This is a genomic window from Halomonas pelophila, assembly GCF_040196315.1.
GTDB classification, from domain to species: Bacteria; Pseudomonadota; Gammaproteobacteria; order Pseudomonadales; family Halomonadaceae; genus Halomonas; species Halomonas pelophila.
Genome location: NZ_JBEGCI010000016.1, coordinates 52,209 through 72,292 on the forward strand (window position 1 = coordinate 52,209; position 20,084 = coordinate 72,292).

Genomic DNA, 20,084 nt, shown 5'->3' on the forward strand with positions numbered 1-20,084 from the left:
GGCACAGTATAACCCCGGCCCTGCCCTTGTCGCGGCGGCGCCGGCCCCAGGAGAAACGCAACGGCATGACAGCTCAAGCCTCCCGCTCGGATCGCGAGACCGCCACCCCGGAGATCGGGGACGTCGACACCTACATGGAGCGCCTCGGACAGGGCGCCCGCGAGGCGGCGACCCGCATGCGCCGGGTCGACACGGCGGCCAAGAATGCCGCCCTGCTGGCCATGGCCGAGGCCCTCGAGCAGGCCCGCGGCGAGGTGCTGGCGGCCAACGCCCGTGACCTGGCCCGGGGTCGCGAGAGCGGCCTGGACGAGGCCCTGCTCGATCGCCTGGCGCTGGACGATGCCCGCCTCGATGCGATGATCGAAGGGCTTTCCCAGGTGGTCGCGCTGCCGGACCCGGTCGGCGAGATCGACGGCCTGCGCTCGCGGCCCAGCGGCATTCAGGTCGGCCAGATGCGTGTCCCCCTGGGGGTCATCGGCATCGTCTATGAGTCGCGCCCCAACGTGACCATGGAGGCGGCGAGCCTGTGCCTGAAATCGGGCAACGCGGCCATCCTGCGCGGGGGCTCCGAGGCCCGCGAGTCCAACGCCGCCATCGCCGCCTGCATCCGTGCCGGTCTCGCCAAGGCCGGCCTTCCCGAGGGCGCCGTGCAGGTGGTGGCCACCACCGACCGCGCCGCCGTGGGCCGGCTGATCAGCATGCCCGAGTACGTCGACGTGATCATCCCGCGCGGCGGCAAGTCGCTGATCGAGCGCATCACCCGCGAGGCGCGGGTGCCGGTGATCAAGCACCTCGACGGTGTCTGCCACGTCTACCTCGACGCCAGCGCGGATACCGACAAGGCACTCGCCATCGCGGTCAACGCCAAGACCCAGCGCTACGGCACCTGCAACACCATGGAGACCCTGCTGGTCGATGCGCCGCTGGCCGAGCCCCTGCTGCCGCGGCTCGCCGCCGCCTACGCCGAGCATCGGGTCGAGCTGCGCGGCTGCGAGCGCACTCGGGCGATCCTCGGCGACATCGTGGAGGCCACCGAGGCGGACTGGCAGGCGGAGTACCTGGCGCCGGTGCTGGCGATCCGCGTGGTCGACGGCATCGACGCCGCCATGGCGCACATCGAGCGTTACAGCTCGCGGCATACCGACGCCATCGTCACCGAGAACTACACTCTGGCGCGACGCTTCTTGGCCGAGGTCGACTCCAGCTCGGTGATGGTCAACGCCTCCACCCGCTTCGCCGACGGCTTCGAGTACGGGCTGGGCGCGGAGATCGGTATCTCCACCGACCGGCTGCATGCCCGGGGCCCGGTGGGCCTCGAGGGCCTGACCACCCGCAAGTACGTGGTGCTCGGCGACGGCCAGGTGCGCCAGTGAGCGAGGCGGGGCTGCCGGCTCGCGTCGCCGAGGTGTCGACCCCGCCCCGCCTGGCGATGCTGGGCGGCACCTTCGATCCGGTCCACCTGGGGCACCTGCGCAGTGCCGTGGAGCTTCGCGAGGCGCTGGCGCTCGATCGCGTGCACATGATCCCCGCGGCCATGCCGCCGCTGCGCGGAGAGCCGCGGGTCTCGCCCGACGAGCGCCTGGCGCTGCTGCGCCTGGGCATCGGCGACACGCCGGGGCTGCTGGCCGATCCCCGGGAGCTCGAGCGCGACGGCCCCTCCTACAGCGCCGACACCCTGGCCTCGCTGCGCCGCGAGGTCGGCGACGAGGCGCGGCTGGTGATGGCGCTGGGGCACGACGCCTTCCTGCGCCTGGCCGACTGGCACGAGCCCGAGCGTCTCTTCGCGCTGGCCCACGTGGTGGTGATCGATCGCCCGGATCATGAGGCGGCGCTGCCGGCGGCGCTCGCAAGGCTGCTGGCCGGGCGCGAGGTCGAGTCGGGCGAGGCGCTGATGGCCGCGCCGGCCGGAAAGCTCTTGCGCCTGCGGCTGCCCTCGCGCATGGCCATCTCGGCCACCGAGGTGCGCCGGCGCCTGGCGGCCGGGCGCAGCATTCGCTACCTGCTGCCCGAGGCGGTGGAGGCACGCATCCTCGCACGCGGACTCTATCGGCCTCGCTGATGGCTGGCCCTGGTCCTTGGCATGGCTGAGTGCTGCCCACCGGCGCGTCGAGTCGGTACAATGGGGGTAACGATTTCTCGCTGACCAAGGGCAGATACGAAGGGCTATGCATATCGACGCACTCAAGACTCTGGTGATCGACGCACTGGAGGACCTCAAGGCCCAGGACGTCGCCGTCCTGGACGTCTCACGACTGACCAGCGTGACCGACCGCATGGTGCTGGCCACCGGCACCTCCACTCGCCACGTGTCGGCGCTGGCCAATACGGTGGTGCAGGCGGCCAAGGACGAGGGGCTGGCGCCGCTGGGCGTCGAGGGCGAGAACGGGGCCGACTGGGTGCTGGTCGACCTCGGCCAGCTGGTGGTTCACGTGATGCTCCCCGAGACGCGCCAGCTCTACGACCTCGAACGGCTCTGGGCCGACCTGCCGAGCGACGCCGAATCCCGGGCCGAGCAGGGCTCATGAGGGTCCGCCTGCTGGCGGTGGGCACGAAGATGCCCGACTGGGTCGATCGCGGCGTCGAGGAGTACCGCAAGCGCCTGCCCCGCGACTTTGCCCTGGAGGTGGAGGAGATCGCCCCGGGGCAGCGCGGCAAGAACGCCGACGTGGCGCGGGCCATGGCCGCGGAGGCTGAGCGCATCCGCGCCCGCCTGCGGGGCAGCGAGCACCTGGTGGCCCTCGAGGTGGGCGGCAAGCCCTGGAGCACCGAGCAGCTGGCCCGCGAGGCGGACGCCTGGCGCCTCGAGGGGCGCGACGTGGCGCTGCTGGTGGGCGGGCCCGACGGCCTCGAGCCCTCGCTCTCGGCCAGCGCCGACCAGCGCTGGTCGCTCTCGCCGCTGACCCTGCCCCATCCGCTGGTGCGCATCCTGCTCGCCGAGCAGCTCTATCGCGCCTGGACCCTGCTGGTCGGCCACCCCTATCACCGCTGACGGCGCGCCGCACCGGGCCGCGCTGAAGGTGCGATTCGTGAACACCGCCGAAGGCTCTATGCGTCATCATTCCGAGGGCATTACCTAGCATGCGTCGCCGCCGCGATACCCTGAAGAATCCGGAACAGGAGCTGCGCGTGTTCCGCATGCGCTCGCTGCTGGCCGTGCTGGTGGTGCTGGTCCTGACGGGGCTGCTGGGCGGGCGGCTCTTCTACCTGCAGGTGGTGCAGCACGAGGTCTACAGCACGCGCTCCGAGAAGAACCGGGTGCGGGTGGAGCCGCTGCCGCCGACCCGCGGCCTGATCTACGATCGCAACGGCAAGCTGCTGGCCGAGAACCGTCCCACGTACAACCTGACCCTGGTGCGCGAGCGGGTCGATGACCTGGATGCCACCCTGGCCCTGCTGGTGGAGCTGCTGGAGCTGCCCGAGGAGGAGGCCGAGGCCTTCCGGGTTCGTTCGCGCCAGCGCCAGCGGCCCTTCCAGCCGGCGCTGTTGATGAGCGACCTCGACGAGGCGCAGATCGCCCGCCTGGCGGTCAATCGCCACCGCCTGCCCGGCGTCGAGGTCGAGGCCCAGCTGCTGCGCTACTATCCCGACGCCGAGACCATGGTGCACGCCCTGGGGTACGTGGGCCGGATCAATGCCGAGGAGCTGGCGGGGCTGGACTCGGGCAACTATGCCGGCACGCACTTCATCGGCAAGAGCGGGGTGGAGCGCTTCTATGAGGACGAGCTGCACGGCCAGGCGGGGCTGCGCAAGGTCGAGACCAATGCGCGCGGGCGGGTGCTGCGCGAGCTTGGCCATAGCGACCCGGTGCCGGGGCGCGACCTCACCCTGACACTCGACAGCGAGCTGCAGAAGCTCGCCGTGGAGCTGCTCGACGGGCGCCGCGGCTCGATCGTCGCCATCGCCCCGGCCACCGGTGAGATCCTCGCCCTGGCCTCGGTGCCGGGCTTCGACAGCAACCAGTTCGTCACCGGTATTGACGTCGCCTCCTACCGGGCGCTGCAGCAGAATCTGGACCTGCCGCTCTACAATCGCGCCATCCGCGGCCACTATCCGCCGGGCTCGACGATCAAGCCGTTCATGGCCATCACCGGCCTCAAGGAGGGTGCGATCACGCCGGGCGAGGTGATCTACGACCCCGGCTACTTCCAGCTGCCCAACGACTCGCGGCGCTACCGCAACTGGCTGCGCTGGGGGCATGGCCGGGTCGATCTGGAGCGCGCCCTGGCCGTCTCCAACAATACCTATTTCTATTCGCTGGCCCATGAACTCGGGATCGATCGCATCCACGAGAACATGACCGCCTTCGGCTTCGGCGAGCGGGTCGCCCACGACGTTCAGGGGCAGAGCGATGCGCTGATGCCGTCGCGCACCTGGAAGCGCGGGCGCTTCAATCAGCCCTGGTATCCCGGCGAGACGCTCTCGGTGGGCATCGGTCAGGGGTACCTGCAGGTGACCCCGCTGCAGCTCGCCACCGCCACGGCGGTGCTGGCCAACCGTGGCGAGTGGGTCAAGCCGCGCCTCGCCGAGCGCATCGGCGAGCAGGAGGTGCCGATCGACCTGCCCGATACGCCCGCCGACATCGAACTCGGCAACGAGACGTGGTGGGACAGCGTCTACGCCGGCATGGAGAAGGTCGTCTCGGGGCGCGAGGGCACGGCGCGGCGGATCGGTGGCGATCTCGAGTACCGCATGGCCGGCAAGTCCGGCACCGCCCAGGTCTTCTCGCTGGGCCAGAACGAGAAATACAACGCCGACGAGCTCAAGGAGCGGCTGCGTGACCATGCGCTGTTCATGGCCTTCGCGCCGGTGGAGGCGCCCGAGATCGCCGTGGCGGTGATCGTCGAGAATGCCGGGGGCGGCAGCACCCATGCCGCGCACCTGGCCAAGGCGATGACCGATGCCTGGCTGCTCGACGACGAGGCCCCGGACAGCGACGAGGTGCGCGAGGCGCTGGAGCGTGAGGATGACCGCGTGGCGGGAGACTGATCGATGATCTGGAGCGAACTGACGCGTGGCCTACGCAGCCACCCCGTGAAACCCTCGCTGAGCGGCATCGCGCGGCGCCGCAGCCTGTGGGAGCGCATCCATCTCGACCCCTGGCTGCTCGGCATGCTGCTGGTGCTGATGCTGGCGGGCCTGGTGGTGCTCTACAGCGCCAGCGGCCAGCACTTCTCGGTGGTCACCGCCCAGGCCATCCGTTTCGGCGTCGCCCTGGTGGTGATGGTCGGGCTGGCCCAGCTCTCCACGACGACCCTGATGCGCTGGACCCCGCTGGTCTACGTGGCCGGGCTTGGCATGCTGGTGGCCGTGGAGCTGATCGGCGACATGGGCATGGGGGCCCAGCGCTGGCTGGTGATTCCCGGCGTGATCCGCTTCCAGCCCTCGGAGCTGATGAAGCTGGCCATGCCGATGATGGTGGCCGCCTGGCTGAGCCGCCAGGTGTTGCCGCCGCGCTGGCGCGACCTGGCCGTGTGTGCGCTGATCATCGGCCTGCCGGTGGCACTGATCGCCCGCCAGCCCGACCTCGGCACCTCCTTGCTGGTGGCGACGGCGGGGGTGCTGGTGGTGGTGCTGGCGGGGCTCTCCTGGCGCTTCATCTTCTTCTGCGGGGCGCTGGCGGCGGCGGCACTGCCGCTGCTGTGGATGAACCTCCACGACTATCAGCGCCAGCGTGTGCTGACCTTCCTCGACCCGGAGAGCGACCCGCTGGGCGCGGGCTGGAACATCATCCAGTCGACCACCGCCATCGGCAGTGGCGGCTTCTGGGGCAAGGGGTGGCTGCAGGGCACCCAGTCGCAGCTGGAGTTTCTTCCCGAGCGCCACACCGACTTCATCGTGGCGGTGCTGGGCGAGGAGTTCGGGCTGGTGGGGATGCTGGCCTTCCTGATGCTCTACCTGCTGATCGTCGGGCGCGGGCTGTGGCTCGCCGGAGCGGCCCAGGAGACCTTCGGCCGGCTGGTGGCGGGGAGCATTATCCTGACGTTCTTCATCTATGTCTTCGTCAACGTGGGCATGGTCAGCGGCATCCTGCCGGTGGTTGGCGTTCCCTTGCCGCTGGTCAGCTACGGCGGGACCTCCAGCGTGACCTTGATGGCGGGTTTCGGTATTCTCATGGCCGTGAATGCCCACCGCCGACTGCTGCCGCGCTAGGCAGCCGACACGACTCAGGGAGAGCTGCGATGACGGTGTCGTCTCTACAGGGAACACGCTGGAAGGCCTGGCTGGCGGGAGGGCTGCTGGCCCTGGGCGCCGCCGGCTCGCCGGCGGCCGACTTCGACCCGCAGCGCCACGCCGAGGCGCGCCGGCTGGTGGCGGAGCTCGCCGAGCGCGGCATCGACCGCGACTGGCTCGAGGCCGCCATGATATCGGCCGAGTACCGCCAGTCGGTGCTCGATGCCATGGGCGGCGCCGCCGAGCGTCGGCTGACCTGGCCCGAGTACCGCGCCATCTTCCTCGACGAGACGCGCATCGCCAACGGGGCGGCCTTCATCGAGGCCCATGAGGCGGCCTTCGCCCGGGCCCAGGCCGACTACGGCGTGCCCCCGGAGGTGATCGCCGCGATCCTCGGCGTCGAGACCCGCTACGGCGAGATCACCGGCCGCCATCGCGTGCTGGACTCGCTGTCGACGTTGGCCTTCCATCATCCGAGCCGTGGGCGCTTCTTCCGCGGCGAGCTGGCCGCCTTCCTGGAGATCGCCTTCGAGCAGCAGCGCGCGCCCGGCAGCCTGACCGGTTCCTACGCCGGGGCCATGGGCTATCCCCAGTTCATCCCAACCAGCTACCGCGCCTATGCGGTGGATTTCGACGACGATGGCCTGCGCGATCTCTGGACCAATCCGGTGGATGCCATCGGCAGCGTGGCGAACTACTTCGCCGAGCACGGCTGGCGCCCGGACGCCCCGATCTATCACGCGGTCGAGGGGCCTGCTACGCCGCCGGAGGGTATCGAGTTCAATCGCGCCGCGCGGCCCCCCGCGGTGCCGGCGGCGGCGCTCGCCGCAGCGGGCCTCGAGATTCCGGACGCGCTGAGCGATGAGCATCGCCTGCTGCCGGTGGCGCTGGAGGGCGGGGAGGACACCTGGCGCTACGTGCTCGGCGAGCAGAATTTCTACGTGATCACCCGGTATAACCACAGCCATCTCTATGCCATGGCGGTGACGGAGCTGGCCGAGGCGATCGCCGAGGCGCGCGGTCGCGAGGCCGGCTGGCTGGAGGCCGCCGACACCCTGCCCGAGGAAGCCTCATGAGACGCGCCCTGGTGATCCTGAGCCTGACGTCGCTACTAGTCGGCTGTGTCGGCAGCGGCGGCCCGCGGCCCGCCCCCGTCGCCCCGGCCGAGTCGACCGCGTCGGCCTCCGCGCCCACCCAGGGCGGAGAACGGTACGCGCTGTCCGGAGACGCCTATCCCGAGGATCCGCCCGACGTGGCCCAGGTGCCCGATGCCGTGCCGCAGCGCGAGCCGCGCTCCCGGGGCGGCAACAAGTCCCCCTACGAGGTGTGGGGCAAGCGCTACGAGGTGATGGCGGATGCCAGCGGCTACCGTCGCGAGGGGCGGGCCTCCTGGTACGGCGAGAAGTTCCACGGCTACGCGACCTCCAACGGCGAGATCTACGACATGTACAAGATGAGCGCCGCCCACCGTTCCTTGCCGCTGCCGAGCTTCGTGCGGGTCACCAGCCTCGATAATGGACGCTCGACGATCGTCCGCGTCAACGATCGCGGCCCCTTCCACAGCGAGCGCGAGATCGACCTCTCCTATGCCGCGGCCGCCCGTCTGGGCATCCTCGAGCAGGGCACCGGCCGGGTGAGGGTGGAGGCCATCGACGTGGAGCGCTGGCTCGCCAGGCGTGGCGGTGAGCCTAAGCCCGCGCCCACCGAGGACGCGGCGACGTCGCGTCCCGCGGGGGCAAGCGACGCGCCCCGGGTCGCTCGCCAGGAGCCGGCGGACGGCGTCTTCCTGCAGGTGGCCGCCCTGGGCTCCGAAGACGGCGCTCGGGCCCTTCAGGCCCGCCTCGAGGCAGAAATCGCCCGGCCCGTGCGCGTGGCCAGCGCTACGGGCCTTCACCGTGTTCAGGTCGGCCCATTGGATCCTTCGGGCCAGCTGGACCCGGTCCGTGAACAGTTGCGCCGGGCCGGCTTCGCCCAGGCCTTCATCGTCGACGATGCCGACTGAGTCGGCGTCTCCCTAGCGTATAACCCTGTGATGCACCCGATGAGAACCCTTGCCATGAGATTCACGCCTTTCCTTCGCCGTCACCGGCTCCTGCCGGTGCTGCTGGTCAGCCTGCTGCTGGTCACGTCACAGGCCGTTGCCCAGGCGGTGCCCAAGCCGCAGACCATGATTCCCTCGCCGCCGCAGCTGGCGGCGAGCTCGTGGATCCTGATGGATGCCGACAGCGGCCGGGTGCTGGCCGAGCACAATTCCCGCGAGCGCCTGCCGCCGGCCAGCCTGACCAAGCTGATGACCGCCTACCTGGTGGAGCGTGAGCTCAACCAGGGCAACATCAGCCCGGAGGGGCTGGTGCCGGTCAGCGAGAAGGCCTGGCGAACCGGCGGGTCGAAGATGTTCATCGAGGTCGGCGAGCAGGTGCCGGTCAGCGAGCTGCTGCACGGCATCATCATCGTCTCCGGCAACGACGCCAGCGTCGCCATGGCCGAGTACCTGGCGGGTGGCGAGCGTCCCTTCGCCGACCTGATGAACCAGCACGCGACGCGCCTGGGCATGCACGACACCAACTTCGTCAACCCCACGGGCCTGCCCCACGAGAACCACTACTCGTCGGCTCACGACCTGGCGCTGCTGTCCCAGCACATCATCAACGACTATCCGGAGCACTACCGGATGTATCGCCAGAAGGAGTTTACCTACGGCGGCATCGAGCAGCCCAACCGCAATCGTCTGCTGTGGCGCGATGCCAGCGTGGACGGCCTGAAGACCGGCTGGACCGAGGAAGCGGGCTACTGCCTGGTCGCCTCCGCCGAGCGTGACGACATGCGGCTCATCTCGGTGGTGATGGGCACGGCCTCCGAGGAGGCGCGAGCCCAGGAGTCCCAGAAGCTGCTGAGCTACGGCTTTCGCTACTACGAGACGCTGAACCTCTACGACGCCGGCGCCGTGCTCAACACGCCGCGGGTCTGGGGCGGCGACAAGAACGAGCTGCGCGTCGGCGTCGACAGCAGCGTGGTCATGACCGTGCCGCGAGCTCGCGACGACGAGCTCACCGCCAAGCTCGACATCCAGGCCGATCTGACCGCGCCGATCGCCGCCGGCGAGCGGGTGGGCACCATGGAGGTGCGTCAGGGCGAGGAACTGGTCGGCGAGCGTCCGCTGGTCGCCCTCGAGAGCATCGAGGAGGGCGGCTTCTTCAAGCGCCTGATCGATCAGGTGCAGCGCTTCTTCACCAACCTGACCCGCGGCTGGTTCGAATAAGCCAGCGGGCGGGTTTCGCCCGCTGACCTCCTCGCCGCCGCGGCGATGATCCACGGGTCGGCCCCCTCGGGCCGACCCGTGTTGCCGTCTGGTTCCTGACTCAGCCGAGCCGCTCCGGTTGGTCGCCGCCGCCGCGTTGCGTAGAATAGGGCCATACCCTCCATCCGGACGCGATCATGAGCGACAACTCCCTGCGCGACCTTCGCAAGCCCGCGCCCCGGGCGGGCGATGCGCCGCCGAAGATCACCTTTCCCTGCGACTATCCCATCAAGGTCGTCGGCGATGCCGCCGACGACTTCGCGGCGACGGTCTGTCAGATCGTCGTCCGCCACGACCCGGACTTCGACGCCGAGAACATCCAGGTGGTGCCGAGCCGCAACGGCCGCTTCGTCTCGGTGCGCCTGACCCTGCGCGCCACCGGCGAGGTGCAGATCAAGGCGCTGTTCGGCGAGCTCAAGGCCACCGGCCGCGTGCACATGGTGGTGTGATGGCGCTCGACAGCACGGCGCCGATCGCGCTGCACCGCCTCGGCCGGCGGCCCTACGGCCCCGTCTGGCAGGCCATGCGCACCCTGACCGACGAGCGCGACGCCGAGACGCCGGACCAGTTCTGGCTGGTGGAGCACGACCCGGTGTTCACCCAGGGCCAGGCCGGCAAGCCCGAGCACCTGCTGATGCCGGGCGACATCCCGGTGGTCGCCACCGATCGCGGCGGCCAGGTGACCTACCACGGCCCCGGCCAGGTGGTGCTCTATCCGCTGCTCGACGTGCGTCGCGCTCGCCTTGGCGTGCGCGAGCTGGTCAGCGCCCTGGAGCAGGCGGTGATCGCCCTGCTGGCCGAGCACGGCGTGACGGCCCATGCCCGGCCCGATGCCCCCGGCGTGTACGTGGGGGAGGCCAAGATCGCCTCCTTGGGGCTGCGGATTCGCCGCGGGGCCAGCTTCCACGGGGTGGCGCTCAACGTCGACGGCGACCTCTTGCCCTTCTCGCGGATCAATCCCTGCGGCTATGCCGGTATGGCCATGACGCGACTCGCCGATCTGGTCGACGACTGTCCCCCCGCGGCGGCGGTCGGCATGACTCTGGCGCGCTGCCTGGCACGGGAGCTCGGCCGCGAGCTCGCCGAGGGCGACGAGCACGCCCCCGCCATCGCCTAGCCGCCCGCCGCTCATATGACGCAACGAAAGACCCCCACCGCAGGCGGTGGGGGTCTAGGGCGTATGGGCGCGTCTCAGCGAGGGCGCCGTGGCGCTAACGTACCGACGCTCAGCCGACGTTAACGGCGTCGATGCGGTTCGGGTCCGCCTCCTGGCCCGGCACCTCGGCGGGCGCGGCCAGTCCGAGGTTGTTCTTCTCGAACACCCGGTCGGCGCGGTAGCTCGAGCGAACCAGCGGGCCGGACGGGACCTCCATGAAACCCTTCTCCAGGCCCAGCTCGCGGTAGCGATCGAACTCCTCCGGCGTGACCCAGCGCTCCACCGGCAGGTGGTTGCGGGTGGGGCGCAGGTACTGGCCCAGGGTGACGATGTCCACGCCGATCTCGCGCAGGTCATCGAAGGTCGCCAGTATCTCTTCCTCGGTCTCACCGAGGCCCAGCATCAGGCTGGTCTTGGTGATGACCGCGGGGCGATGGCGCTTGGCATGGGCCAGCACGTCGAGGGTCTTGCGGTAGCCGGCGCGGGGATCGCGCACCCGCGAGGTCAGTCGCTCGACGGTCTCGACGTTCTGGGCGAAGACCTCGAGCCCCGAGTCGACCACCCGCTCGATCGCCGTGGGCTCGGCGTCGAAGTCGGGCGTCAGTGCCTCGACGACCACCTCGGGGGTGCGCGCCTTGATGGCCCGGATGCAGTCGGCGTAGTGAGTCGCACCGCCGTCGGGCAGGTCGTCCCGATCCACCGAGGTCAGCACGATGTAGCGCAGCCCCATCAGCTCCACCGACTGGGCGGTATTCTGCGGCTCCTCGGCGTCCAGCCAGCCCTTGGGGTTGCCGGTATCCACCGCGCAGAAGCGGCAGGCGCGGGTGCACACCGAGCCCATCAGCATGATGGTTGCCGTGCCGTTGCTCCAGCACTCGCCCTGGTTGGGGCAGTGCGACTCGGCGCACACGGTGCTGAGCCGGTGGGTGGCCACGTTCTTCTTGACCGCCTCGAAGCGCTCGCCGCCGGGGATCTGTGCGCGCAGCCACTTCGGCTTGCGGCCCGCTGCGGCGCCGTCCTCGACCTCGCGACGCACCTTCATGCCGTCCTTGATGGCGGCCGTGCCATGGTCGTTGCGATACTTTTCGCCGCTGGAGACGCGTGGGGAGGGGGTGTCGCTCATAGCTGTGAGCCTCTCTGCTCGCCGGCTGTCTCACCGGGACGGCGCTTCGGAGCGCGTCGATCGGCGTTTCCAGTCAGCCTGGCACGTCGAATGATACGGGGATTCAGGGCCCATAACCTACCACAGCCGTCACCTTTCTGGACAGCGGGCGGGGCGTGCGGTGACGCCCGCGAGGGGTGGGTCAAGGGGTGGCGATCAAGCGCGGACGCTCAATAGGTGGTCATCGGCAGGCAGTCGACGCCGTGGCTCGGCAGCGGGGTCGGCGGCACGGCGAAGTGCTCGTGGAGCTCGGCGAGATGTTCGCGCACGAAACGTAGGAACAGCTCGGTGACCGGGGTCGGGAAGTGATCGCGGGGATGGACCGTGCACCAGGAGTGGCGCAGGGGGAAGCCGGGCAGGACGAGGGGGGTGAGCAGCCCCGCCTCGATCTCCAGGCGCACGGCGAGGCGGGGCAGCACGGCCACCCCCAGCTGAGCCATCACCCCGTGCTTGACCGCCTCGTTGGAGCCCAGCTCGATGGCGTGGGGCAGCCACACGTCCTGCTCGGCGGCCAGCTCCTCGAAGGCGCTGCGCACCCCGGAGCCGGGCTCGCGCATCAGCACGTAGTGGCGCGCGAAGTCCTCCAGGGTGGGGTGTTCGGCATCGAGCAGGGGATGGCCCGGCCAGACCACGGGAATCAGTTCGCTGTCGAGGATCGGCATGAAGGTCAGCTCGTCGCCCTCGGGGACCCGCGCCATGATCACCAGGTCGTCGCGTCGCTCGGCGAGTCGCTCCAGCGCCTGGCGCCGGCTGCAGACGCGCAGGCGCACCACGATGTCGGGATAGTGGGCGCGAAAGCGCGCCAGCAGGTGGGGCACCACGTACTGGGCGGTGGAGACCGCGGCGAGGTTGAGCTCGCCGTTCAGCGTCCCGGCCATGTCGGAGAGGGTCATCTGCAGACGCGAGACCTGCCCGAAGATCGAGCGGGTCGAGGCGGCCAGCGCATCGGCGGCGGGCAGCAGGTGCAGGGTGCGCCCGGCGTACTTGAACAGGGGCTGGCCGAGGGCCTGTTCGAGCTGGCGAATCTGGGCGCTCACGGCGGGCTGGGTCAGTCCCAGCGCCTCGGCCGCGCGGGAATAGGAGTGCTGGTCATAGACGGCACGGAACACCTGCAGCTGGCGAAAGGTCAGGCGGTTGAGCAGCTTGGGTGTGGTCATGTCGGTCTGTCCGCCGGCGCCATGCCGTGGGGTCTCTGGGAGTCTGGCGACATGCTAGCACCGCTCGCTCGCCGCCGGCCATCGATACCGGCGCTGCCGTCGGGCTGGTGCGGCGCCGTCCGGCGAGCGGCGTCAGCGGCCATAGCGGAAACTGGCCCCACGAATGCCCCGGGTGTGGCCCTGGTCAACCACAAGCCCCTCGCAGCGGCTGGCTTCATGCGCTATATTGCAATGCAGCAAAGCCCGTTTTCATGCATCGGGGTCACGAGCCGCGAATGGATGTGGCGTGAGCACCGAGCAACCCTGGAGCTGATAATGAACCCCCTGATACCGACTCCGGCAGCCGACGCGCTGCCCTTCATGGATCCGTTCGGTTTCGGACGCGCGGCCTGCGACTACTGGCGCGACACGATGGAGCGCAGCGTGCTCTTCATGGACGTCATGCGCCGGCGGGGCAACCAGTACCTCGAGCACATCGAGAAGACCAAGCCCAACGTGCTCGGCTTCGATGCCGAGGTGCTGATGGATGGTCGCGAGCTGGCGCGCCCGGTCAACTACGAGCTGCTGCGCATCCAGCCGCCCTTGGGCGTGGAGACCGATCTGCAGATGCGCCCCTTCGTGGTAGTCGACCCCCGCGCGGGCCACGGTCCGGGCATCGGCGGCTTCAAGCCCGACAGCGAGATCGGCGTCGCCCTGCGTGCCGGACATCCCTGCTATTTCATCGGCTTTCTGCCCTATCCCGTGCCGGGGCAGACCGTCGAGGACGTGGTCGAGGCCGAGGTCGAGTTCCTGCGCCACATCATCGCGCGTCATCCCGAGACCTCCGAGAAGCCCATGGTGGTCGGCAACTGCCAGGCCGGCTGGCAGATCATGATGGCCGCGGCCCTGGAGCCCGAGCTGTTCGGTCCGCTGCTGATCGCCGGCTCGCCGCTCTCCTACTGGGCCGGCGAGCGGGGCGGTGCCCCGATGCGCTACACCGGTGGCCTGGCCGGTGGCAGCTGGATGACCTCGCTGTTCAGCGACCTGGGGGCCGGACTCTTCGACGGCGCCTGGCTGGTGCAGAACTTCGAGCGCCTGAATCCGGCCAACACCTGGTGGAGCAAGCAGTACCGGCTCTATGCCCAGGTCGACACCGAGGCCGACCGCTACCTGGAGTTCGAGCGCTGGTGGGGCGGCCACGTGGTGCTCGGCGGCGACGAGATCCAGTACATCGTCGACAACCTCTTCGTCGGCAATCGCCTCTCCACCGCCCAGCTGGTGACCTCCGACGGGCGGCGCATCGACCTGCGCAACGTGCGCTCCCCGGTGGTGGTGTTCTGTTCGCGCGGCGACGACATCACGCCGCCGCCCCAGGCGCTCGGCTGGGTGCGCGACCTCTATGAGGGGGTCGATGACATCATCGCCAACGAGCAGACCATCGTCTACTGCGTGCATGACACCACCGGCCACCTGGGCATCTTCGTGTCCGGCAGCGTGTCTCGCAAGGAGCATACCGAGTTCACCGCCAACATGGACTATATCGACGTCCTGCCGCCCGGCCTCTACGAGACCACGGTCTCGAACGCCGCCGAGCGCGAGGATGCCGAGTTGATCGAGCGCGACTACCTGCTCGAGTTCACGCCGCGCACCATCGATGAGCTCGATCGTGAGGTCCAGCATCGCCCCGAGGACGATACCCGCTTCGCCGCCGTGGCGAGGATCTCCGAGATCAATCTGGGCCTCTACCGTAGCTTCGTGCAGCCTTGGGTGCAGGCGGTGGCCACGCCGGAGTCGGCCAAGTGGATGCGGCGCATGCACCCCAACCGCCTGGGCTATCGGCTGCTCTCCGACCGCAACCCTTTGATGACCGCCGTGCCGGTGCTGGCCGACCAGGTGCGGGCCGATCGCCATCCGGTGCATGAGGACAATGTCTTCCGGGCCGTGGAGGGCATCGTCTCCGACCAGGTCACGCGCAGCCTGAACGCCTGGCGCGACCTGCGCGACAGCGCCAGCGAGCGCTTCTTCCTGGACCTCTACGGCCAGCCGCTGCTGCAGGCCATGGTGGGGCTGGGTGGTGACGCCCACGTGCACCGCCGTCGCCCGGGCGCCGAGCCGGAACATCGCCGCTTCATCGAGCGCCGCCGCGAGGACGTCCATCGCGCGATCACCGATGGCGGCAGCCACGAGGCGGTCATGCGCTCGGTGATCCATGTGCTGGGGGGCGCCCCGGCCACCGACGAGCGCAACTTCAAGCGGCTGCGCGCCTCCCGGGCCGAGCTCGAGCCGGGCGCGGAGCTGGCCGACTTCAAGCACCTGGTACGTGAGCAGTTCTTCACCCTCCAGCAGGATCACGAGGCGGCCCTCGAGGCGATTCCGTCCCTGCTCAAGGGGCAGACGGCCGCGGAGATCGACGCTCACCTCGCGCATATCGAGCACGTGCTGGCCGCCAGCGGCGAGCTCAGCGAGCACGCGGCGGAGCGCTTCGAGCGCATCAAGGCGCTGTTCCACCAGGCCATCGATCACGCCCCTGAGCAGGAGCAGGAGGCGCGTCGCGACGCCGAGGCGAGCCTCGTCCGCGAGGCCGAGGCCGGAGAGCTCGCCCGCCGCGAGGTGGAAGGTCTGATGGAGGCGATGCCCGTCGCCGAGACGGTCCCGGCGAACGTGGCACCCCAGGCGCAGGGCGCCGAGGTGCAAAATGTCGCGGCACAGGACGTCGAGGCACAGGACGTCAAGACTCAGGACGTCAAGACTCAGGACGTCAAGACTCAGGACGTCGAGGCGCAGGACGTCAAGACTCAGGACGTCGAGGCGCAGGACGTCGAGGAGCAGGACGTTAAGACTCAGGATGTCGAGGCTCAGGATGTCCAGGCACAGGGCATCGAGGCGCCGGAGGCGGCCGCTCCGGCCGCTGAACCGGGCCCTCAGCCGACCGCTCAGCCCGCCGGCGTCAAGCGCAAGCCGGCGAGCCGCGCGGCACCGCGGCGCCGCACGTCGCGCAACTCTGGCAAGAAATGATGGGCAAGAAGTGATCGGCAAGAAGTGATCGGCAGGAATGACCATCGAGCCGTGAACACCGACGCTGGCTGAGCCCTGCGCGCCAGCGCCGTGAAACGCACGCCCCCGCCCCCTCGGCGGGGGCGTTGTCGTTGGCCCCGGACGTTCTGGGCTTGTCGTCTCGTGAGTTGGCGGTCTAGGTTCAAGGAGCCGCCCGCCGGGGGCGACTGGCGTGAAGCCGATCGCTGGGGTAGGGTAAGCGCATTTTTCACCCGTCGCAGAGGACGGGTCGATACCGTCTGGCGCGAGCCGTCACGCTGGCGCCATCAGCACAGTGGAGCACTATGGGCAAGTCACTGGTCATCGTCGAGTCGCCGGCCAAGGCGAAGACGATCAACAAGTATCTCGGCAACGACTTCATCGTAAAGTCGAGCGTGGGGCACATCCGTGACCTGCCGACCAGCGGCTCGGGCAAGACGGCGTCGGACCCCAAGGAGCGCGCTCGTCAGGCGGCGGCAACCCGCAAGATGTCGCCGGAGGAGAAGGCGGAGCATCGCAAGCGCAAGGCCCATGACCAGCTGATCCGGCGCATGGGCATCGACCCCGAACACGGCTGGAAGGCGCACTACGAGATCCTGCCGGGCAAGGAGAAGGTGGTGGCCGAGCTCCAGAAGCTCGCCGAGAAGGCCGACGCGGTCTATCTCGCCACCGATCTGGACCGCGAGGGGGAGGCCATCGCCTGGCACCTGCGCGAGACCATCGGCGGCGACGAGACGCGCTATCGGCGCGTGGTGTTCAACGAGATCACCAAGAACGCCATCCAGGAGGCCTTCCAGGATCCCGGCCAGCTGAACATCCCGCGGGTCGAGGCCCAGCAGGCGCGCCGCTTCCTCGACCGGGTGGTGGGCTTCATGCTCTCCCCGCTGCTGTGGGCCAAGATCGCCCGCGGCCTCTCCGCCGGTCGGGTGCAGTCGGTGGCGACGAGGCTGATCGCCGAGCGCGAACGCGAGATCCACGCCTTTACCCCCGAGGAGTTCTGGGACGTTCACGCCGATCTGGCCCCTCACGTCGACGGGGCCGGTGACGACGTGGCGCCGGTGCGTTTCGAGCTGGTGCGCCAGGATGGCAAGGCCTTCCGGCCCACCTCCGAGGCCGAGACCCTCGAGCGTATCGCGGCGCTCAAGCAGGCGAGCCTCGCGATCACCGCGCGGGAAGACAAGCCCACCCGCTCCAAGCCCAACGCCCCCTTCATCACCTCGACGCTGCAGCAGGCGGCCAGTGGCCGGCTGGGCTTCTCGGTGAAGAAGACCATGACCCTGGCCCAGCGCCTCTACGAGGCCGGCTACATCACCTACATGCGGACCGATTCCACCAATCTCTCCCGAGATGCGGTGGAGGGCGTGCGCGAGTTCATCAATGAGGAGTACGGCGCGCGTTACCTGCCCGAGGCGCCCAACCGCTACTCCAGCAAGGAAGGCGCCCAGGAGGCTCACGAGGCGATCCGTCCCTCCGAGGTCGCGCGGCGTGCCACCGATCTCGCCGGCATGGAGCGCGATGCCGAGCGGCTCTACGAGCTGATCTGGCGCCAGTTCGTCGCCTGCCAGATGACCCCCGCCGAGTATCTCTCCAGCACCCTGACCGTGGAGGTCGACGGCTATGAGCTGCGTGCCAAGGGACGGGTGCTGAAGTTCGACGGCTATACCCGGGTGATGAAACCGATGGGTCGCAAGGACGAGGACCAGTCCCTGCCGGACCTCGCCGAGGGGACCCCCATGACCCTCGAACACCTCGATCCTCAGCAGCACTTCACCAAGCCGCCGCCCCGTTATACCGAGGCCAGCCTGGTCAAGGAGCTGGAGAAGAAGGGCATCGGCCGGCCCTCGACCTACGCCGCGATCATCTCCACCATCCAGGACCGTGGCTACGTCAAGCTGGAGAACCGGCGTTTCTATGCCGAGAAGCTGGGCGACATCGTCACCGAGCGACTCAAGGAGTCGTTCCCTGACCTGATGGATTACTCCTTCACCGCGCGCATGGAGGACAGCCTCGACGAGGTGGCCGACGGCGAACGCAACTGGCAGGCGCTGCTCGATGCCTTCTACGCCGAGTTCCACAAGGAACTCGCCGTGGCCGAGAGCGAGGAGGGCATGCGCCCCAATCAGCCGGTGCCCACCGATATCGACTGCCCCAGCTGCGGGCGCAAGATGCAGATCCGCACTGCCTCCACCGGGGTCTTCCTGGGCTGCTCCGGCTACAATCTGCCGCCTAAGGAGCGCTGCAAGACCACCATCGACCTGCTGCCCGGCGACGAGGCCGTCGCGGCCGATGCCGGCGAGGATGCCGAGACCGACGCCCTGCGCGCCAAGCACCGCTGCCCCGAGTGCGGCACCGCCATGGACAGCTACCTGATCGACGAGACGCGCAAGCTGCACATCTGCGGCAACAGCCCGGATTGTGTCGGTCACGAGATCGAGCAGGGCAAGTTCCGCATCAAGGGCTACGACGGGCCGACCATCGAGTGCGACAAGTGCGGCAGAGAGATGCAGCTCAAGACCGGTCGTTTCGGCAAGTACTTCGGTTGCACCAATAGCGAGTGCAAGAACACCCGCAAGCTACTCAGAAGCGGCGAGGTGGCCCCGCCCAAGATGGATCCCATCCCCATGCCGGAGCTCGCCTGCCAGAAGGTCGAGGATCACTACGTGCTACGCGACGGCGCCAGCGGGCTGTTCCTGGCGGCCAGCAAGTTCCCCAAGAACCGCGAGACTCGACCGCCGCTGGTCGCCGAGCTCAAGGCTCACGCCGAGGAGCTGCCCGAGAAGTATCGCTATCTGCTCGAGGCGCCCAGTGAGGATCCCGATGGTCGTCCGGCGCAGATTCGCTTCTCGCGCAAGGCCAAGGAGCAGTACGTGATGACCGATGAGGGCGGCAAGGCCACCGGCTGGAAGGCCACCTTCGAGGGCGGCAAATGGCACGTGGAGGACAAGCGCAAGTGACCCCGCGAGCCCGCACCAATCAGCTGCTCTACCAGGCCGAGCTGTTGCTCGACCTGCCTGCCGGCGATGACGAGCACGCCGAGGCGCGCCGCATGGCGGCCGAGGAGGGCGGCCTCGCCCTGCTCGAGCTGACGCTGGAGTCGCTGCTGCGCGAGGTCACCGAACACGCTCACCTCGAGCGCCACGACTGGCGCGAACTGCTCGGCCCCGAGGGGGCCGGCATCGCCGAGCTGCATCGCCTGCGGGAGCTGGCCGCCCGGCCCGACAGCTGGCTGTCGGGTCTGCTCGCCAGGCTCGAGGCGCTGCACGGCACCGACGGAGTGGCCCGGCGCCGGCCCGGCAATCCCGGGTTGATCGCCGTCGGCGGCGGTGCATCGCTGAATGCGGAGCTCACCGACTGCGTGCGCGAGGCCAAGCGCGAGATCGCCGCGCTGCGCGAGACCAGCGAGGAGTGGTAGCGGCCTTGGCAGCCTCGTCGGAGCGCGTCGCGCTGCTGGTCGACGTGCAGAACGTCTACTACACCACGCGCCAGGCCTTCGGTCGCCACTTCAACTACCACGTCTTCTGGCGCCGCTTCGCCGCCGGCCGCGACGTGGTAGTGGCCAATGCCTACGCGGTCGACCGCGGCGACCCCAAACAGCGCCAGTTCCAGGACATCCTGCGCGGCATCGGCTTCACGGTGAAGCTCAAGCCCTATATCCAGCGCAGCGACGGCTCCGCCAAGGGCGACTGGGACGTGGGCATCGCCCTGGATGCCATGGAGGCCGCGCCGCGGGTCGACCGGGTGGTGCTGGTCTCCGGCGACGGCGACTTCGACCTGCTGGTCGAGCGGATGCGCGAGCGCCACGGCGTGACGGTGGAGGTGGTCGGCGTGGAGCGGCTCAGTGCCGATTCGCTGATCCGCGCGGCGAGCCGCTTTGTGCCCATCGAGGGGGAGCTGCTGCTTTAGGCCAGGGCTATCGGAGGTGCTAGCGATTTGGGACTGATCCGGCGGCAGTCCCCGAAGTGTCGGACCATCGAGGAGGCGCTTTGAATACATCCATGTACGCTTCCGACGCCATCCCTGGCGTAGGACCTTGTGTCTCTCCAGTGAGAGGTGATTAGCTACCACCGCTCACAGCCTGGGTGTATCCCGAGTAGGACCGAATGGCCTCGAGCCTGTAAAGGAGATAGG

Annotated in this window: 17 protein-coding genes; 15 read left to right on the top strand and 2 right to left on the bottom strand. The window is 69.2% G+C overall.

What is annotated here, in order from left to right:
* Positions 1–65 precede the first annotated feature (65 nt).
* From ABE957_RS15785 to lipB, 11 genes are all read left to right on the top strand, one after another.
* A complete protein-coding gene (locus ABE957_RS15785) occupies positions 66–1,373 on the top strand; it encodes a glutamate-5-semialdehyde dehydrogenase (RefSeq protein ID WP_349759621.1) in 1,308 nt (435 codons plus the stop codon).
* A 56-nt stretch (positions 1,374–1,429) separates the two neighbouring features.
* Entirely contained in the window at positions 1,430–2,059 is a 630-nt protein-coding gene (nadD, locus tag ABE957_RS15790; protein WP_349759640.1) for a nicotinate-nucleotide adenylyltransferase, read from the top strand.
* A gap of 106 nt (positions 2,060–2,165) precedes the next feature.
* Positions 2,166–2,525, top strand: a complete 360-nt coding sequence (gene rsfS / locus ABE957_RS15795) for a ribosome silencing factor (protein ID WP_349759622.1) — start codon at positions 2,166–2,168, stop codon at positions 2,523–2,525.
* A complete protein-coding gene (gene rlmH, locus ABE957_RS15800) occupies positions 2,522–2,989 on the top strand; it encodes a 23S rRNA (pseudouridine(1915)-N(3))-methyltransferase RlmH (protein ID WP_108444605.1) in 468 nt (155 codons plus the stop codon). The genes rsfS and rlmH overlap by 4 nt, the downstream gene beginning before the upstream one ends.
* Before the next feature lie 89 nt (positions 2,990–3,078).
* A complete protein-coding gene (mrdA, locus tag ABE957_RS15805) occupies positions 3,079–4,986 on the top strand; it encodes a penicillin-binding protein 2 (protein ID WP_349759624.1) in 1,908 nt (635 codons plus the stop codon).
* Between the two features lie 3 nt (positions 4,987–4,989).
* On the top strand, positions 4,990–6,150 hold the full coding sequence (gene rodA / locus ABE957_RS15810) for a rod shape-determining protein RodA (RefSeq protein WP_349759625.1): 1,161 nt from the start codon (positions 4,990–4,992) through the stop codon (positions 6,148–6,150).
* Positions 6,151–6,179: 29 nt separating this feature from the next.
* Positions 6,180–7,247: a lytic murein transglycosylase B gene (gene mltB, locus ABE957_RS15815; protein WP_349759626.1), complete on the top strand. Its 1,068-nt coding sequence runs from the start codon at positions 6,180–6,182 to the stop codon at positions 7,245–7,247.
* Positions 7,244–8,173: a septal ring lytic transglycosylase RlpA family protein gene (locus ABE957_RS15820; protein WP_349759627.1), complete on the top strand. Its 930-nt coding sequence runs from the start codon at positions 7,244–7,246 to the stop codon at positions 8,171–8,173. Before mltB ends, ABE957_RS15820 begins: the two co-directional genes overlap by 4 nt.
* Before the next feature lie 54 nt (positions 8,174–8,227).
* Positions 8,228–9,430 (top strand): D-alanyl-D-alanine carboxypeptidase family protein, encoded by a 1,203-nt coding sequence (locus ABE957_RS15825; RefSeq protein WP_349759628.1) that lies wholly within the window; start codon positions 8,228–8,230, stop codon positions 9,428–9,430.
* Positions 9,431–9,606: 176 nt separating this feature from the next.
* Positions 9,607–9,918: a YbeD family protein gene (locus tag ABE957_RS15830; protein ID WP_349759629.1), complete on the top strand. Its 312-nt coding sequence runs from the start codon at positions 9,607–9,609 to the stop codon at positions 9,916–9,918.
* A complete protein-coding gene (gene lipB / locus ABE957_RS15835; protein WP_349759630.1) occupies positions 9,918–10,586 on the top strand; it encodes a lipoyl(octanoyl) transferase LipB in 669 nt (222 codons plus the stop codon). The genes ABE957_RS15830 and lipB overlap by 1 nt, the downstream gene beginning before the upstream one ends.
* A 109-nt stretch (positions 10,587–10,695) precedes the next feature.
* On the opposite strand, the gene lipA is transcribed toward lipB, so the two are convergent.
* Positions 10,696–11,748, bottom strand: coding sequence for a lipoyl synthase (gene lipA / locus ABE957_RS15840; RefSeq protein ID WP_349759631.1), 1,053 nt, complete (start codon positions 11,746–11,748; stop codon positions 10,696–10,698).
* Between the two features lie 209 nt (positions 11,749–11,957).
* A complete protein-coding gene (locus ABE957_RS15845; RefSeq protein WP_349759632.1) occupies positions 11,958–12,944 on the bottom strand; it encodes a LysR family transcriptional regulator in 987 nt (328 codons plus the stop codon).
* A 315-nt stretch (positions 12,945–13,259) separates the two neighbouring features.
* On the opposite strand from ABE957_RS15845, the gene ABE957_RS15850 reads away from it, so the two are divergent.
* The 4 genes from ABE957_RS15850 to ABE957_RS15865 all read left to right on the top strand — a co-directional run bounded on the left by ABE957_RS15850 (position 13,260) and on the right by ABE957_RS15865 (position 19,859).
* Positions 13,260–15,938, top strand: a complete 2,679-nt coding sequence (locus ABE957_RS15850) for a DUF3141 domain-containing protein (RefSeq protein ID WP_349759633.1) — start codon at positions 13,260–13,262, stop codon at positions 15,936–15,938.
* 323 nt (positions 15,939–16,261) lie between these two features.
* Entirely contained in the window at positions 16,262–18,910 is a 2,649-nt protein-coding gene (topA, locus tag ABE957_RS15855) for a type I DNA topoisomerase (RefSeq protein WP_349759634.1), read from the top strand.
* Positions 18,907–19,368, top strand: a complete 462-nt coding sequence (locus ABE957_RS15860) for a DUF6586 family protein (protein ID WP_349759635.1) — start codon at positions 18,907–18,909, stop codon at positions 19,366–19,368. The genes topA and ABE957_RS15860 overlap by 4 nt, the downstream gene beginning before the upstream one ends.
* A gap of 5 nt (positions 19,369–19,373) precedes the next feature.
* On the top strand, positions 19,374–19,859 hold the full coding sequence (locus ABE957_RS15865) for a LabA-like NYN domain-containing protein (protein ID WP_349759636.1): 486 nt from the start codon (positions 19,374–19,376) through the stop codon (positions 19,857–19,859).
* Positions 19,860–20,084: the final 225 nt, after the last annotated feature.

What these genes read in the sequence shown, in the direction of transcription:
- ABE957_RS15785 (WP_349759621.1), top strand. Translation starts at nt 66, where the DNA reads ATGACAGCTCAAGCCTCCCGCTCGGATCGCGAGACCGCCACCCCGGAG.
- nadD (WP_349759640.1), top strand. Translation starts at nt 1,430, where the DNA reads ATGCTGGGCGGCACCTTCGATCCGGTCCACCTGGGGCACCTGCGCAGT.
- rsfS (WP_349759622.1), top strand. Translation starts at nt 2,166, where the DNA reads ATGCATATCGACGCACTCAAGACTCTGGTGATCGACGCACTGGAGGAC.
- rlmH (WP_108444605.1), top strand. Translation starts at nt 2,522, where the DNA reads ATGAGGGTCCGCCTGCTGGCGGTGGGCACGAAGATGCCCGACTGGGTC.
- mrdA (WP_349759624.1), top strand. Translation starts at nt 3,079, where the DNA reads ATGCGTCGCCGCCGCGATACCCTGAAGAATCCGGAACAGGAGCTGCGC.
- rodA (WP_349759625.1), top strand. Translation starts at nt 4,990, where the DNA reads ATGATCTGGAGCGAACTGACGCGTGGCCTACGCAGCCACCCCGTGAAA.
- mltB (WP_349759626.1), top strand. Translation starts at nt 6,180, where the DNA reads ATGACGGTGTCGTCTCTACAGGGAACACGCTGGAAGGCCTGGCTGGCG.
- ABE957_RS15820 (WP_349759627.1), top strand. Translation starts at nt 7,244, where the DNA reads ATGAGACGCGCCCTGGTGATCCTGAGCCTGACGTCGCTACTAGTCGGC.
- ABE957_RS15825 (WP_349759628.1), top strand. Translation starts at nt 8,228, where the DNA reads ATGAGATTCACGCCTTTCCTTCGCCGTCACCGGCTCCTGCCGGTGCTG.
- ABE957_RS15830 (WP_349759629.1), top strand. Translation starts at nt 9,607, where the DNA reads ATGAGCGACAACTCCCTGCGCGACCTTCGCAAGCCCGCGCCCCGGGCG.
- lipB (WP_349759630.1), top strand. Translation starts at nt 9,918, where the DNA reads ATGGCGCTCGACAGCACGGCGCCGATCGCGCTGCACCGCCTCGGCCGG.
- lipA (WP_349759631.1), bottom strand. Translation starts at nt 11,748, where the DNA reads ATGAGCGACACCCCCTCCCCACGCGTCTCCAGCGGCGAAAAGTATCGC.
- ABE957_RS15845 (WP_349759632.1), bottom strand. Translation starts at nt 12,944, where the DNA reads ATGACCACACCCAAGCTGCTCAACCGCCTGACCTTTCGCCAGCTGCAG.
- ABE957_RS15850 (WP_349759633.1), top strand. Translation starts at nt 13,260, where the DNA reads ATGAACCCCCTGATACCGACTCCGGCAGCCGACGCGCTGCCCTTCATG.
- topA (WP_349759634.1), top strand. Translation starts at nt 16,262, where the DNA reads ATGGGCAAGTCACTGGTCATCGTCGAGTCGCCGGCCAAGGCGAAGACG.